Consider the following 15,781-nt stretch of genomic DNA (forward strand, 5'->3'; position numbering starts at 1 on the left):
TCGGTTATTTTTTAACCCAGGTCTAAGCTATTTTAACTTTAGATTCAGGATTGTGTAAGGCGGGAGACTCTTTTATTATCTTTGCTGTATGCACAAACAAATTTCGAGCTTACAGAATCCTGCAATAAAACGAATTCTTCAGTTACAGGAAAAATCCCGAAACAGGAGAAAAGAAGGTGTTTTTACAGCGGAAGGAATTCGGGAAATTCAGTTAGGGATAAAAGGTGGTTTTCGGCTTAAGGAAATTTATTTTCAACCTGGATTATCTTCCGAAGATGAAATAAAGTCAATGCTCGAAAATGCCAATTTTCGACCTGATATTACTGAAATCTCTTCTGAAGTTTATAAAAAGCTTGCGTACCGCGGAAGTACTGAAGGCTTAATTGCCATTTTTCAGTCTAAAACCTCGACGCTGAAGGATTTGCAGTTTTCTTCAGAAAAACCACTGATTCTTATTGCTGAAGCACCCGAAAAACCAGGAAATATCGGCGCTTTATTAAGAACGGCAGATGCTGCAAATGCAGATGCCGTGATAATTGCCAATCCAAAGACCGATCTTTACAATCCAAATATCATACGGTCCAGCGTGGGCTGTGTTTTTACCAATCAAATTGCCACCGGCTCTACTTCTGAAATTATTGCGTTCCTAAAACGACAAAATATTAAAATTTATGCCGCCGCGCTGCAGGATTCAAAAAATTATGCTGAAGTCGACTTTAGGGAAAGTTCGGCCATCGTTGTAGGAACAGAAGCGACCGGTTTGAGCAGCGAATGGCTTGAAAATTCAGATCAAAATATCATAATTCCCATGAGTGGTGAAATAGATTCTATGAATGTTTCGGTTGCAGCAGGGATCCTTATTTTTGAAGCCAAGCGGCAACGGGGATTTTTAAATTAGGCTGTAGGCTGTAGGCTGTAGAAATTTATACAATAAACTTGTTCAGGAAAGAATACTTTCATTTAAAAAGAAACACATTTGAGCTCAGAGACTTTATATTATATCATTATCGGGATCATAATTATCGATTTTATATTCGATAAAATCCTGGATGCCTTAAACGCAAAACATTTTGACGATCCCGTTCCACAGGAATTAGAAGATGTATACAATTCCGAAGAATATGAGAAATCGCAGCGGTACAAAAAAGAGCGGTACAAATTCGGAATAATTACGTCAACTTTTTCAGTGCTGCTGACTTTAGGTTTTATTATTTTCGGAGGTTTTGAATGGGCAGATCAAATTGCAAGGAGTGTTAGTGATAACCCGATTTTGGTAGCACTTATTTTCTTCGGAATAATTATGTTTGGCAGTGATATTCTTACCACTCCTTTTTCCTGGTACAGTACTTTTGTGATTGAAGAAAAATACGGATTCAACAAAACCACTAAAAAAACTTTTTTGCTGGATAAACTCAAAGGCTGGCTGATGATGGCTATCCTGGGCGGCGTAATACTGGCACTTATTATCTGGTTTTACCAGATTGCCGGAGATAATTTTTGGTGGTATGCCTGGATTCTCGTGGCGATATTTGCCATTTTTATGAACATGTTTTATGCGAAACTTATTGTTCCGCTTTTCAACAAGCAAACTCCTTTAAAGGATGGTTCGTTAAGGGAAAAAATAGAGAGATACGCTGAAAACGTTGGTTTTAAGCTAGACAATATTTTTGTGATCGACGGTTCTAAAAGAAGTACAAAAGCAAATGCCTATTTTTCGGGATTTGGGAAGGAAAAAAGGATTACTTTATATGACACACTGGTAAACGACCTGAAAGATGAAGAGATTGTCGCGGTACTTGCGCACGAAGTAGGTCACTATAAAAAAAACCATATTATCGTAAATCTTACCGCTTCTATCCTTACCACCGGATTTACATTATGGCTGTTATCTCTTTTTGTGGGAAATCCAGTGCTATCTGAAGCTTTGGGAGTTTCACAGCCTGGTTTTCACATTGGCCTTGTTGCCTTCGGAATATTGTATAGCCCCATTTCTGAAATTACAGGTTTTATCATGAACTATCTTTCCCGAAAATTCGAATATCAGGCAGATGATTTTGCGAAAGACACCTATGATGGTAATCACCTCATTTCCAGTCTTAAAAAGCTATCCAAAAACAGCCTGAGTAATCTGACTCCGCATAAAGCTTATGTTAAGGTACATTACTCGCACCCTACACTATTGCAGAGATTTAGAAACCTGCAAGGAGATTTGTAGTTGTTTCTTTATAATCTTAATTGTACTTTTAAAACATGATGACAGAAGCCGCTATAAAAAAGGAAAACAAGGATATTGCGAGACAATACAAGGAGCTCCTGCGTATAAGTTACCAGACACTCACCTCCGAGGATAAAGTATTAATTCGTTCTGCTTTTGATACAGCCGTAGATGCGCACAAAGACCAGCGTAGGAAATCTGGTGAAGCTTATATTTTCCACCCTATTGCAGTGGCCAAGATTGTTGCTGCGGAAATTGGGCTGGATGCGACCTCGATAGCTGCAGCTCTACTTCATGATGTAGTTGAAGATACACCTTATACGCTGGAGCAAATTGAAGAAATGTTTGGTGAAACCGTTGCAAAAATTGTGGACGGACTCACCAAAATTTCGAGTCTGAAAAAAGACAAGGATGTTTCGTTGCAGGCCGAAAACTTCAGAAAAATGCTGCTCACATTAAATGATGATATTAGGGTAATCATCATTAAAATAGCAGATAGGCTGCACAATATGCAAACGATGGACGCCATGCGTCCGGATAAACAGGTGAAAATCGCTTCAGAAACATTATATATTTATGCTCCCATGGCCCACAGAATCGGGCTTTATAACATTAAAACTGAGCTTGAAGACCTTGGACTAAAATATACTGAACCCGAAGTCTACAATGATATTTTCACCAGAATAAAAGAGAGTAAAGAGGAACAGGATGCGTACATCAGGGAATTTTCCCGGGTTATAGAAAACTCTCTTGAACGGGAAGAATTTGTTTATGAAATCAAAGGAAGGCCAAAATCGATCTATTCTATTCATCGCAAAATGCTCAACCAAAACGTGGGCTTTGATGAAGTTTACGACAAGTTTGCGATTAGGATCATATATAAAAGCGAGCCTTATGATGAGAAATTCTTTGCCTGGAAAATTTATTCTATAGTAACCGATCACTTCAGGCCAAATCCTACCCGATTAAGAGACTGGATTTCTTCTCCGAAGTCTACAGGCTACGAAGCGCTGCACATCACCGTAATGGGCCCAAAAGGAAGATGGGTAGAAGTGCAGATAAGGAGCCGGCGAATGAATGAAATTGCAGAAAAGGGTTATGCTGCCCATTATAAATATAAACAGGGAAGTGTCCAGGAAGAACAGGGAATTGAGGAATGGCTGAACCGTTTGCAGGAAGCTCTCGAAAATCCCGAAGTTAATGCCGTTGATTTTGTAGAACAGTTTAAACTCAACTTATATTCTAAAGAAATTTTCGTGTTTACACCACAAGGAGACTTGAAGTCCCTTCCAAAGGGAGCTACTCCGCTGGATTTCGCCTTCAGTATTCATACTGAAGTTGGAACGCACACTCGTGGTGCAAGGGTTAACAATAAACTTGTCCCGCTAAGTCACGAATTAAAAAGCGGGGACCAGGTAGAAATAATAACTTCCGAAAACGCCAAACCGAATGTTAACTGGCTGGATTATGCCACTACAGCAAGGGCGAGAGCTAAGATAAAGTCTTCGCTTAAAGATGAAAAAAAGGAAATCGCCGAAGAAGGAAAAGCTATCCTTACCCGAAAATTAAAATCTCAGAAGATACAATTCAACGAAAAAACAGTAAACGAGCTGGTTGTATTTTTTCATTTAAAAACCAGTCTGGATCTTTTCTACCGGGTGGGAATCGGTAAAATCGATAACCAGAAAATAAAAGAATTTGCTTCCTCCAGAAGTAATGCCCTGGTTAGCTATATTAAGAGCAAGATCAAAAAACCGGTTGTGGCCGAAGATCTTGATAAAGATGAAATTACTTCCAAATACGATCAGCTGGTATTTGGCAAAGATCAGGACGAAACACTGGACTATAAACTCGCCAGTTGTTGCAACCCGATTCCGGGAGATAATGTCTTTGGTTTCGTAACCGTTAGCGATGGAATTAAGGTACATAAAAAAGATTGTCCAAATGCGATCCAGCTTCAGAGTAACTATGCCTACAGAATAATTCCGGCGAAATGGATTGATAGTTCCCAACAGGACTTTAAGGCGGTAATTAGACTTACCGGAATCGATAATTTAGGTTTGGTAAGCGAGATTACCAAAGAGATTTCCAGTAACCTGCATGTGAATATGAAAAACATCAATTTTGAAAGTTCAGATGGTATTTTTAGTGGGAGGATTACCCTGGTGGTCAAGAACAATTCCATCCTTTCCACCATCATTAGCCGGCTTAAAAAAATTAACGGCATAGACAAGGTAAGCCGTGAATAATCCCATATCTTTGCTTTGGAGAAAGAATTATGAGTAAAAAAGTTGTAAATAAGAACGACCAGGCTGTCGTAAAAAACGTATTTACCAAATTTTTGGAAGATAAGGGCCATCGAAAGACCCCGGAACGTTTTGCGATACTCCAGGAAATATACAATAATGACGATCATTTTGATATTGAATCCCTTTATATCAAAATGAAGAATAAAAAGTACCGCGTTAGCCGGGCTACTTTATACAATACTATCGAGTTGTTGTTGGGCTGCGGACTGGTAAGAAAGCACCAGTTTGGGCAGAACCAGGCACAATACGAAAAATCCTATTTTGACCGTAATCACGATCATATTATCCTTACCGATACCGGGGAAGTTATCGAATTCTGCGATCCGAGGATACAGACTATCAAAAAAACCATAGAAGAGGTTTTTGATATCGAAATTACCAAACATTCTTTATATTTTTACGGCAACAAAAAAGAAGAAACTAATTAACCCAAATATTTCATGGCGGTAGATTTACTTCTCGGGCTCCAGTGGGGCGACGAGGGAAAAGGAAAAATTGTTGATGTTTTCACCTCCAAGTATGACATTATAGCACGTTTTCAGGGTGGTCCAAATGCCGGACACACGCTCGAATTCGACGGACAAAAACATGTGTTGCATACTATTCCTTCCGGAATTTTCCACGACAGTACAATTAATTTAGTAGGTAACGGGGTCGTAATCGATCCGGTAATCTTTAAAAAAGAGCTTCTGAATCTCGACAAACACAAAGTCGACTATAAATCCAAGCTCCTTATTTCCAGAAAAGCGCACGTAATTTTACCAACACACCGGTTACTCGATGCAGCTTCTGAAGCTTCTAAAGGTAAAGCCAAAATTGGATCTACCTTAAAAGGTATTGGTCCAACTTACATGGACAAAACCGGAAGAAATGGAATTAGAATAGGAGATCTTGAGCTTGACGGCTGGGAGGAGAAATATCGTTCCCTTGCCAATAAGCATGAAAAAATGATTGAGTTCTATAATGTGGATGTACAGTACAACCTGGCAGAACTCGAAAAAGAATTTTTTGATGCTGTAAGAACCTTGAAGGAACTTACGTTTATAGATAGTGAAGATTACCTCCAAAAAGCACAGGCCGACAATAAAAGTATTTTAGCTGAAGGCGCACAGGGATCTTTACTGGATATCGACTTTGGAACCTATCCTTTTGTTACCTCATCCAATACCACTGCAGCAGGAGCCTGTACCGGTTTGGGTGTGGCACCAAGACAGATTGGAGAAGCTTTCGGAATCTTTAAAGCATACACCACCCGCGTAGGTAGTGGTCCTTTCCCTACCGAACTTTTTGATGAAGACGGAAAAACTATGGCGCGTGTAGGTAATGAATTTGGAGCTACCACGGGTAGACCAAGAAGGTGTGGCTGGCTGGATCTTGTTGCACTAAAATATGCTGTGCAGGTGAACGGTATTACGCAGCTAATTATGATGAAAGGTGATGTTTTAAGCGGATTTGAAACTCTAAAAGTTTGTACTGCTTATAACTACAGAGGAGAAGAAATTACACATCTGCCATACAATATAGAAGCAGAAAATATTACTCCTGTTTACACTGAAATGAAAGGCTGGGCTGCTGATCTTACCGGAATGACCGAAGCATCTGAGTTACCAAAAGAATTTAATGATTACGTGAAGTTTTTAGAAAAAGAACTTGAAGTACCAATTTCTGTAGTCTCGGTTGGACCGGATCGTAAACAAACGATTACCCGGTAATTACTTTTTTAGAATATATAAAAAAAGCTGCTTCGAGAGAAGCAGCCTTTTTCTTTGAATAAATTTATCCTTTTTATCCTTCTGTATCTTCTTCACCACCATTATCATCTGCAACAATGAACAGGCTGGCAATAGCTGTTGCAGTCTCACCTGTTATTGGCTCATCAAAAGCCTGGGTTACTGCCGCAGTAACATCACCAACTATAGGAGAATCCCCATAATCCAGAGTAGTTAAATCTACACCTCCCTGGGTCACAACATCTTCGCCATCATAGACAGCCTGGGTTGCTTCCGGCATTCCTGCACCACGTTCACTTCCGGTTATCCAACCTTTAAGGCCTCTTATTCTTCTAATTTCTGAAGCATGTCGTGCTTCTACAGAATGGATCTGTAAGGCCGGTTCAAGCCATGGTGTTCCCATTAACATTGGAGCCTGACCTTTATAAGCTCTTACTCCCGTGTCTTCAAAAGCCTGAGCAAGTGCCAGTACCTGAGCTCTCGCAGTTTCTATGTCTCCGTTCTCATTAAAAGGATCAAACATTCCACCGACGGTAAAATCAAAAGAAGGTGAATCTGTATTTACTTCAGCCTCTTCTAAAACAGCCTGTAAGAGTGCAACATGCGCATCTTCGTGTTCTGAAATTTTCATGAAAGCAATTTCTTCACGACTTCCACCTTCCAGAACTCCAGACTCAAGTGCCATCATATAAAACTGAGCTTCAAGATATTCTAGAGTTAAAGCTAGTCTAAACGGCTCCTCATGAGCTCTTTGCTGAAAAAAAGTACTCGCACTTGCAGATTTTCCTGCAAGTCCAAAAGGAACTGCTGCAACAGCAGCTTTTTTGCCCAGAGAGCCAAATGTGCTGAAAAGCTCACGGCGTGAACTTGTTTTTTTGGTTAAGTTTTCGGATGTAAATTCATCCAACATTTTTATAATACTCATAATTTTTTTCTTTTTTGATTGTTATCGCTTACGCTCCGGTCATTGGTGACGGTAAATTATCTGCTGTAAATTCTGTAGCAATGAAACCACCGGCCTCACTAATAATTTCAGATGGATCAGCAGCTCTGTCATAAGCTATACCTGTACCCTGAATATCTACAAGAATGTCATCACCTGCAAAATCCGCAGATTGTGGATTAAGTAAGGAACGAATTGCAGAAGCATGCCTGGCCTCTACAGAAACAATTTTACCAGCAATAGTAAGGTAAGTAGCACTTTCCAGTCTATCCCCTGCACCATTATAGGCAGCTACACCGGTATCTTCCAGTAATCTTGCTGTTTCCAATACAGATGTTCTATCGTTAAAGTCAATGGAATCAGTATTAAATTCAAGATCTGGTAATACCATATCTTCATTTCCTTCTCCTACTGCAGCTGTAATTGCCGCTCTAAAAAATTCACGGTGAATCACTTCGTGGTTATAAAGATCATCTATAAGTTCCTGTTCTTCTGCCGGAGCTCCTGAATAGTAATCTCCTGCTCTTACCGCAGTATAAAAAGCTGCCTCTAATTGTTCCAGCGCATAAGCGTAATTAAGAATCCCTACGTCACCGCTACCCAAGTCAAAAGCAGCAGGTTCTTCCGGCTCCATGGGTTCTTCTGGTTCTTCTGGCTCCTCCGGTTCTTCCGGCTCCGGATCGGGACCTTGTTGTTGGCCCGGGTTAAAATCATCATCTTCACTGCAGGAATACATTAAAAAGCTGGAGCCTGCAAAAGCTAATCCTCCAATTTTTATAAATCTCCTTCGAGACTTAAATTTTCCATTTTTTGGCGATTCATCAACAAAATCAACCTTTACAACTGGTTTCTTCATAATATAATTTTTAGTTCACGCCTAAACTTACAGGTTTATTAGCTGGATGGCCGCTAGCGCATGTTAATATTTTCAAAAACCAGCCGCAGCAGAGACGTTTTTAATATTTTATTGTGTTATATTAAGATTATCTTATGAGTTGTTCAAGTATAATTGGCTGGTATTTTGAGTGGATATCATTTTTAATATTAATTGAATCTACGCTGCATTCAGAAAAAGTATATACTTTTTTACACAGAATTTTCATTATTTTCGCTAAAACTTTTTCTTTTGAATTACTTCAGATTTCTCCTCATTTTTTCTATCCTGTTCTGTACCTGTTTCAGTTATGCTCAGGATGGGAAGAAAATTAATTACACCAGTGACCGGCAGGTAAAAAATGAAGAGAGGTATCCTGGCGCTATTATTCTTAGTAAAGTTGAGAACCAAGTACATTTTACTCATCAGGGAATCGAGGTATGGTGCGACAATGCAGTTTTTTACAATCAGGATAATTTTTTTAAAGCTTTTGGAAATGTAAGAATGCAGCAGGGAGATACTGTGAGCATGGCCAGTAGTTATGCCGAGTATAATGGTACTACACAATTTGCTTTTGCCAGTGGTCAAGTGGTTATGCAAAGGCCGCAAACGACTTTAAAAACAGATAGTTTGTTTTTTGATCGTGTAAAACAACAGGCATATTATCGCAGTGGAGGCCAGGTAACCGATACCGCCAGTGTACTTACCAGCCTTGTTGGCAGGTATTACATGGAGCAGGATAAATATTCCTTTCTCTCTGATGTTGTTTTAACGAACCCGGAATATGTCATCAATTCTGAACAACTTGATTTCTATTCTGATACCGGCCACGCTTATCTCTACGGTCCTACAACCATCGAAAGCGAAACCAGCACAGTTTATTGCGAAAGAGGTTTTTATGATACCCGTGGCGATACCGGATATTTTGTTAAAAATTCCCAGATCGACTATAAAAACAGACAGGTAGAAGGAGACAGCCTTTATTTTGACAGGAACAGAAATTTTGCTTCAGCCACGAATAACATTATAATTACAGATACCAGAAATCAAAGTGTGGTAAAAGGTCACTACGCTGAAGTATTTCGCGAAAGAGATTCAGTAATTATTACTAAGAGACCCGTAGCGGCTACTTTACAGGACAAAGACTCCGTATTTATACACAGTGACACTCTCATGATCACAGGCGTTCCTGAGGAAAGAGTGATTCGCGGATTTTATGATGTAAGGATATTTAAAACAGATATGAGCGGGAAGAGCGACTCTATTTATGTAGATCAAAGAACCGGATTAACCAAACTTATTAATATAACCAGCGGCCCGGTTACTTCTGTGACGAAAAGAAGAAATCCCGTGATTTGGTCTGGAGAAAGCCAGATGACCGGAGACACTATTCATCTTAAATCTAATCCTGATACCGAACAACTGGACTCATTAATGGTATTCGACAATGCTTTTCTGGTTCAAAAGGATACTGTTGAAGGTTACAATCAGGTAAAGGGTATGGAACTGGTAGGACTGTTTCGCGAAAACGACATTTATCAGGTAGACATAAACAAGAATACTGAAACGCTGAATTACATGCGCAACGAACAACAGGAACTTATAGGGATAAACCGAACAGTATCAAGTTCTATAAGGATTTTGTTCAGTGAGCAGGATATAGATGAAATTTATTATTTTGACGATCCTGAAGGCGGATTATATCCCGAAGAAGAATTTCCCATAAATCAAAGACTACTTATTGGTTTTAACTGGCGGGGCGAAGAAAGGCTAACGACAAAGGAAGACCTTTTTGAAGGAAAGCCTGTACCTCAACTTGTCCGGATTCAGGGCATTCCTTTACCGGAAGAGCAGGAAGAATTTTTTGATGAGCGGGAAGACGATGATCTTTTGCTGAATGAAAATTCCAGACTGCAACCCGAAGATCTTCAGAATTCCAGAAATCTGCCCAGAAGAGAACAGGAAGAAATCCAGCCTGTAAACCAATTGAAGAACACATCTTCTGAGGACGAAAATGAGCAGATTTGAAAGAAGATTTTATAAAATACCAGGCGCAAACCACTCCACATCCACTGGGGCTGGAAGTCTCACATGCCAGGGGTTCTTATATTTATACTACAGACGGTAGAAAACATCTCGATTTCGTGGCTGGAGTTTCGGCATGTTCATTAGGTCATTGCCATCCTGCAGTAGTAAATGCAATAAAAGATCAGGCAGAGAAATACCTGCACGTGATGGTCTATGGAGAATATGCCCAGGAACCAGCGGTGGAACTTGCAAAGCTTCTCGCCACATACTTTCCCGATAATATCAAAAAAACATACCTGACCAATTCGGGAACCGAAGCTATTGAAGGCGCGTTAAAACTTGCCAGAAGAGCTACAGGACGTAGTGCAATTATCGCAGCCAAAGATGCTTACCACGGCAACACCATGGGTTCGCTAAGCCTTATGAGCATGGAAGAACGCATGGCTCCTTTTAGACCATTAATTGGAGATATTTCCTTTATTACTTTTAATAATGAAGCCGATCTGGAGAAAATTACTGAAAACACAGCAGGTGTTATCCTGGAAACGATCCAGGGAGGTGCGGGTTTTATTCTTCCGGAAAACAATTTTCTGAAAAAGGTGAAAGAGCGTTGCGAAAAAACCGGAACATTATTAATTCTGGATGAAATTCAGCCGGGATTTGGAAGAACAGGCAAACTATTTGGCTTTCAAAATTTCGATGTTACACCAGATATTGTTGCTTTAGGAAAAGGTATGGGTGGCGGGTTGCCTATAGGTGCTTTTGCTGCTTCAGAAGAATTAATGGACCTTTTGGCAGACAATCCGAAACTGGGACATATCACCACTTTTGGGGGCAATCCGGTAATTGCGGCTGCCGCTTTGGCAACATTAAAAGAAATAACGGAAACAGATTTAATTCCTGAAACTCTGCAGAAAGAGAAATTGTTCCGCGAATTGCTCGTGCACCCGCTAATAGCGGAAGTACGCGGAAAAGGTTTGATGCTCGCAGCCCTTGTACCTTCTGAGGAAATTGCTTCAGAAATCATACTTAAAGCAAAAGATAAAGGACTAATTTTATTTTGGCTTTTATTTGAAAAGAAAGCAATTCGTATCACTCCTCCACTAACTATTTCAGTAGAAGAAATAAAAGAAGGTTGTGGCATTATTATTGACCTACTGGAAGAAATATATGAGCGCGGCCGCTCCTGTTGATTAAATTGTTAACAACAAAATTACCATTTGCCGGAAACGCTTGTTATGATTTTTAATTTTATTACAGTAGAAATCCCGTAACACCTTGTTTATGCAATTGAGCCATAACGAAGAAAACAATTTCTCGCTTACCCGCTTTGAATCGATGCTGAAAACAAACGATGTTCTTTTCTTTGACTCGAATGAGTTTGAGAACATCATTCATCATTATTTGGAGAACGGCAAAATTGCACTGGCAAAAAAGGCTGTCAAATTAGGGCTCGCGCAACACCCAACCTCCACAAATCTTAAGCTCTTTAAGGTAGAAATCCTTGTTTTTGAAGATAAATTGGATCTGGCCGATGGATTGCTTAATGAGCTCCAGGGACTGGAAGCTTCCAATGAAGAGGTGTATATTCAAAAAGCACAAATATTATCTAAGAGGGACAACCACCAGGCTGCTATTCATGCGCTCGAAATGGCTCTTGAAATAACCTTAGATGAAGCCGATGTGCATTCCCTAATAGGAATGGAATATCTTTTTCTTGAAGATTTCGAAAATGCCAAGTATAGTTTTATGAAGTGCCTGGAAGCAGATGAGGAAGACTATTCGGCATTGTATAACGCGATGTACTGCTTTGATTTTCTTGATCAAAAAAATGAAGCAATTGAGTATCTCAACATGTACCTGAACAAGAATCCATATTGCGAAGTGGCATGGCACCAGGTTGGAAAACAGTATTTTGATCTAAAGGACTACGAAAAAGCACTTACAGCATTTGATTTCGCCATTATTAGTGACGACTATTTTATTGGTGCCTACCTTGAAAAAGGAAAGGTGCTGGAAAAGCTTGGCCGTTACAATGAAGCTATTGAGAATTACCGTATAACACTGGAGCTGGACGACCCCACTTCTTTTGCTTATCTGAGAATTGGAAAATGTTTTGAGAAACTTGGAGCAGACAAGCTGGCGCTGGATAATTTTAAAAAGACGGTACATGAAGATCCGCTTCTTGACAAAGGCTGGATTGCCATTACAGATTTCTACATCAAAAAACGCAACTATCAAAAAGCACTTTACTATATCAACAAAGCAATTAATATAGATGAAGAAAACGTGCTTTACTGGAAACGATACGCGAAAATTAATAATCGGTTAAACTTTTACGAAGAAGCTGAACAAGGCTACAAGAAAAGCCTGGAATTGGGAAATTATGAGCTGGAAACCTGGATCAAACGGTGTGACATTCTCATAGATTTGGGAGAATTTGAAACTGCCATTCAAAACCTGATGCAGGCAATGGAATTTTATCCTGAAACTGCCGAAATTGAATACCGCCTCGCGGGATTATTCTTCTCCCTTAACGAAGGAGAAAAAGCATATTTCCATTTGAAGAACGGCCTTAAACTTGATGCAGAATACTACATCATTATAGAAGAATTATTTCCTACTATTTTTAGGCGCAAGAGCGTAAAGGAGATTATCAATTCCTACGTAAAAACCTCCTAAGTTTCCCGGAAAAACATAAAATTCCTGTGGATATATCTCTTTATTTTTTTTCATCCAGCTTTCAACCAAAGATAAACTTTCATTTCTATAACCTTTGACAACTACTTTTCTTCCTTTAAATCACTCAGATATCTAAAAGCTGTCTTAAATCTGAGAAACTGATAACATAGAATGCATATATTTTTGTAAATCATTTTATTCCTGTCTCGTTAAGTTTCTATATTTACGTTTTACTTTAAACTTTCCACCTTTAACTTTTTTATACCTTTGGTTGAATCTTAATTTAAGAACATGCAGCGAAGTATCAGGGATTATTTTACAATTACATTAAAAGGTATGGCTATGGGGGCTGCAGACGTTGTTCCTGGTGTTTCTGGGGGAACTATAGCTTTTATTTCGGGGATTTACGAAGAACTTATTGGCACCATTGGCGGAGTAAATATTTCCTTGCTTAAAATCTGGAAAAAAGACGGATTCGTTGCAATGTGGAAGGAACTGAATGGTTCTTTTCTTGTTGCTCTTTTATCAGGGATTTTAATCAGTATTTTCACTGTCATGCGTCTTACCAACTATCTTCTGGAAGCTCATCCCGTCCTAATTTGGTCTTTCTTTTTTGGCCTGGTCCTGGCCAGCATCTGGTTTGTGGCAAAACAGATCCCTGAATGGAATTTTAAGGTTGTGATAGCATTACTTATTGGAGCATTGGTTGCCTTTTATATCGTCTCTCTCCCGCCAATGGCCGGTAGTTCCAGTTCTCTTTTTTTGTTCTTTGCCGGGGCTGTAGCAGTGTGCGCCATGATTTTGCCGGGGATTTCTGGAGCTTTTATTTTATTACTTCTGGGATCTTACAAGACGATTAGTGAAGCAGCGCATAATTTCGATATCAAGACCCTGGCGGTCGTTGCCACTGGAGCTGTTTTTGGTTTACTTACCTTCTCCCGCTTACTTAAATGGCTTTTTACAAATTATAGCACCATTACCCTGGCTGTTCTTACAGGTTTTATAGCCGGCTCGCTGAATAAAATATGGCCCTGGAAAAAAGTATTGGAAACAGCCACTTATGGTGACAAAGAAGTTGTGTTAAGAGAAACATCTGTATTACCATGGAATTTTGAAGGAGAACCTAACACCTTCTTTGCAGTTATCCTAATGTTGGCAGGTTTCTTACTTATTTTGGCCCTCGAATATTTTGCCAGTCAAAAACCTTTGAGTGCTAATGCAGCAGACTAGGACCTTTACCGATAAATTCTTTTTAGTGCTCAAAGGCCTTGCCATGGGAGCTGCCAACAAGGTACCCGGTGTCTCTGGCGGTGTCGTTGCTTTTGTCGCCGGCTTCTATGAAGAATTTATTTATTCTCTTCAAAAGGTAAATCTTAAAGCTTTTAAACTGCTTGTAAGCGGCAGGTTTCGGAGTCTTTTTCAATATATAAACGGAAAATTTCTTGGGCTTCTTATTTTAGGTATGCTAATAAGTTATTTTAGTGTATCCAAAATCCTCGATTACCTTATTGTTTATTACGAGCTCTACGTTTGGGCCGCATTTTTCGGGATGATTATTGGCTCCATTTACTACATCAGTAAAGATTTTGATGAGTGGAGCAAAAGAAGCATTCTCTTTGTCCTGGCGGGAATAACTCTAGGCGTCGCAATTAGTTTTTTGGAACCCGCTAAAGAAAATGACAATTTATGGTTTGTTTTTTTCTGCGGGATGATTAGTGTTTCCGGGATGACACTTCCAGGCCTCTCCGGATCTTTTATTCTCATTTTACTTGGCAATTATGTACTGTTACTCGTAGAATCTGTAAATGCTTTGTACGATACAGTAGCCGACATCTTAAGCTTGCATTTCGACTTTCTCAACAACCAGGAACGGCTAAGAATGTTACAGGTATTGGTGGTTTTTTCAGTGGGTTCGCTGGCCGGCCTTGTTTCTCTGTCGCATTTGCTCGGTTACGTTTTAAAACGTTATAAAAAAGATACCTTCGCAGTGATAATTGGCTTTATCACGGGATCACTTGGAGTGGTTTGGCCGTGGAAAGAAGCCATTTTTAAAGTAGACAACTTCGGAAATATTCTTACGGACAGCCAGGGAAACAGAATTATTGACAACTATGACAGGTATTTTCCTGATTTTGCCAATGAGCAAACCTGGATTGCCATTTTCTTTATATTATTTGGAATATTTATCGTATTTGCGCTCGCGTGGTATGAGAAAAAAGCTAAAAAACCATGAAATTATTCGGACTCCTCGGAAAAAACATTGATTATTCTTTCTCCAGAAGCTATTTTTCTGAAAAGTTTCGGAAGGAAGCTATAAATGCTGAATATCGTAATTTTGATATTGCCGAAATTGGCCAATTTGAATCTGTAATTCAGCAAAATGAAGATTTGAAGGGCTTAAATGTTACAATTCCGTATAAACAGTCGGTTATGGACTATCTGGACCGTCTTGATGAGAATGCTGAAGCTATTGGAGCGGTAAATACCGTTAAAATTGAAGAAGACAAAAGCCTTACCGGGTATAATACAGATTATGTTGGATTTACAGCCGCAATAAAGCCGATGCTTAAAAATGGCAATTATCGTGCTTTAATCCTGGGTACGGGCGGAGCTTCGAAAGCAGTTGCGTTTGCCTTTCAAAAACTCGGAATAAAGTACCTTTACGTTTCCAGAAAACCCGGGCCAGACCAGGTCTCATATCAGGATCTAAATGAGGAAATCCTTCAGAAGTATAAAATTATAATCAACACCACTCCTTTAGGAACTTTTCCAAATACTGAAGATCATCCCGATATTCCTTACCACTATTTAACTCAGGATCATCTGGCTTACGATTTAATTTACAATCCGTCGACCACAAAATTCATGGAACTGGCGGCAAAAAACGGTGCTTCTACCAGTAACGGTCTGCAAATGCTGCAATTACAAGCAGAAAAAGCCTGGGAAATCTGGAATATCTGATATCCTCTTCCTTTTATTCCATCTCATTACAAATAGACT

General features: G+C 39.5%; 13 protein-coding genes. 11 read left to right on the forward strand and 2 right to left on the reverse strand.

Going from position 1 to position 15,781, the window contains the following annotated elements:
• Positions 1-88: 88 nt before the first annotated feature.
• The 5 genes from RM545_RS00785 (at position 89) to RM545_RS00805 (ending at position 6,236) form a co-directional block, all read left to right on the forward strand.
• Positions 89-898 carry a TrmH family RNA methyltransferase gene (locus RM545_RS00785; protein ID WP_311493358.1) on the forward strand — a complete coding sequence of 270 codons (810 nt, stop codon included), beginning with the start codon at positions 89-91 and terminating at the stop codon, positions 896-898.
• Between the two features lie 78 nt (positions 899-976).
• A complete protein-coding gene (locus RM545_RS00790) occupies positions 977-2,215 on the forward strand; it encodes a M48 family metallopeptidase (RefSeq protein ID WP_311493359.1) in 1,239 nt (412 codons plus the stop codon).
• A 38-nt stretch (positions 2,216-2,253) separates the two neighbouring features.
• On the forward strand, positions 2,254-4,464 hold the full coding sequence (locus tag RM545_RS00795) for a RelA/SpoT family protein (protein ID WP_311493444.1): 2,211 nt from the start codon (positions 2,254-2,256) through the stop codon (positions 4,462-4,464).
• A gap of 29 nt (positions 4,465-4,493) precedes the next feature.
• Positions 4,494-4,952, forward strand: a complete 459-nt coding sequence (locus tag RM545_RS00800; RefSeq protein ID WP_311493360.1) for a Fur family transcriptional regulator — start codon at positions 4,494-4,496, stop codon at positions 4,950-4,952.
• Positions 4,953-4,964: 12 nt separating this feature from the next.
• The gene (locus RM545_RS00805) at positions 4,965-6,236 is read left to right on the forward strand and encodes an adenylosuccinate synthase (protein ID WP_311493361.1); all 1,272 of its coding nucleotides are present in this window, start codon (positions 4,965-4,967) and stop codon (positions 6,234-6,236) included.
• 73 nt (positions 6,237-6,309) lie between these two features.
• Here the strand turns inward: RM545_RS00805 and RM545_RS00810 are convergent, their stop codons facing one another.
• Positions 6,310-7,179, reverse strand: coding sequence for a ferritin-like domain-containing protein (locus RM545_RS00810; RefSeq protein WP_311493362.1), 870 nt, complete (start codon positions 7,177-7,179; stop codon positions 6,310-6,312).
• A 28-nt stretch (positions 7,180-7,207) separates the two neighbouring features.
• Positions 7,208-8,053 carry a ferritin-like domain-containing protein gene (locus tag RM545_RS00815; RefSeq protein ID WP_311493363.1) on the reverse strand — a complete coding sequence of 282 codons (846 nt, stop codon included), beginning with the start codon at positions 8,051-8,053 and terminating at the stop codon, positions 7,208-7,210.
• Between the two features lie 270 nt (positions 8,054-8,323).
• Between RM545_RS00815 and RM545_RS00820 the strand changes: the two genes are divergently transcribed.
• The 6 genes from RM545_RS00820 (at position 8,324) to RM545_RS00845 (ending at position 15,742) form a co-directional block, all read left to right on the forward strand.
• Complete coding sequence (locus tag RM545_RS00820) at positions 8,324-10,099, forward strand: OstA-like protein (RefSeq protein WP_311493364.1); 1,776 nt, start codon at positions 8,324-8,326, stop codon at positions 10,097-10,099.
• Positions 10,096-11,292 carry an aspartate aminotransferase family protein gene (locus RM545_RS00825; protein ID WP_311493365.1) on the forward strand — a complete coding sequence of 399 codons (1,197 nt, stop codon included), beginning with the start codon at positions 10,096-10,098 and terminating at the stop codon, positions 11,290-11,292. The genes RM545_RS00820 and RM545_RS00825 overlap by 4 nt, the downstream gene beginning before the upstream one ends.
• Before the next feature lie 91 nt (positions 11,293-11,383).
• Positions 11,384-12,781 carry a tetratricopeptide repeat protein gene (locus RM545_RS00830; protein ID WP_311493366.1) on the forward strand — a complete coding sequence of 466 codons (1,398 nt, stop codon included), beginning with the start codon at positions 11,384-11,386 and terminating at the stop codon, positions 12,779-12,781.
• 291 nt (positions 12,782-13,072) lie between these two features.
• Positions 13,073-14,011, forward strand: coding sequence for a DUF368 domain-containing protein (locus RM545_RS00835; protein WP_311493367.1), 939 nt, complete (start codon positions 13,073-13,075; stop codon positions 14,009-14,011).
• Positions 13,998-15,014, forward strand: a complete 1,017-nt coding sequence (locus RM545_RS00840; protein ID WP_311493368.1) for a DUF368 domain-containing protein — start codon at positions 13,998-14,000, stop codon at positions 15,012-15,014. The genes RM545_RS00835 and RM545_RS00840 overlap by 14 nt, the downstream gene beginning before the upstream one ends.
• Positions 15,011-15,742: a shikimate dehydrogenase family protein gene (locus RM545_RS00845; RefSeq protein WP_311493369.1), complete on the forward strand. Its 732-nt coding sequence runs from the start codon at positions 15,011-15,013 to the stop codon at positions 15,740-15,742. Before RM545_RS00840 ends, RM545_RS00845 begins: the two co-directional genes overlap by 4 nt.
• The last annotated feature ends 39 nt before the right edge of the window (positions 15,743-15,781 follow it).

The organism is Autumnicola lenta (genome assembly GCF_031846515.1).
Classification (GTDB): Bacteria; Bacteroidota; Bacteroidia; order Flavobacteriales; family Flavobacteriaceae; genus Autumnicola; species Autumnicola lenta.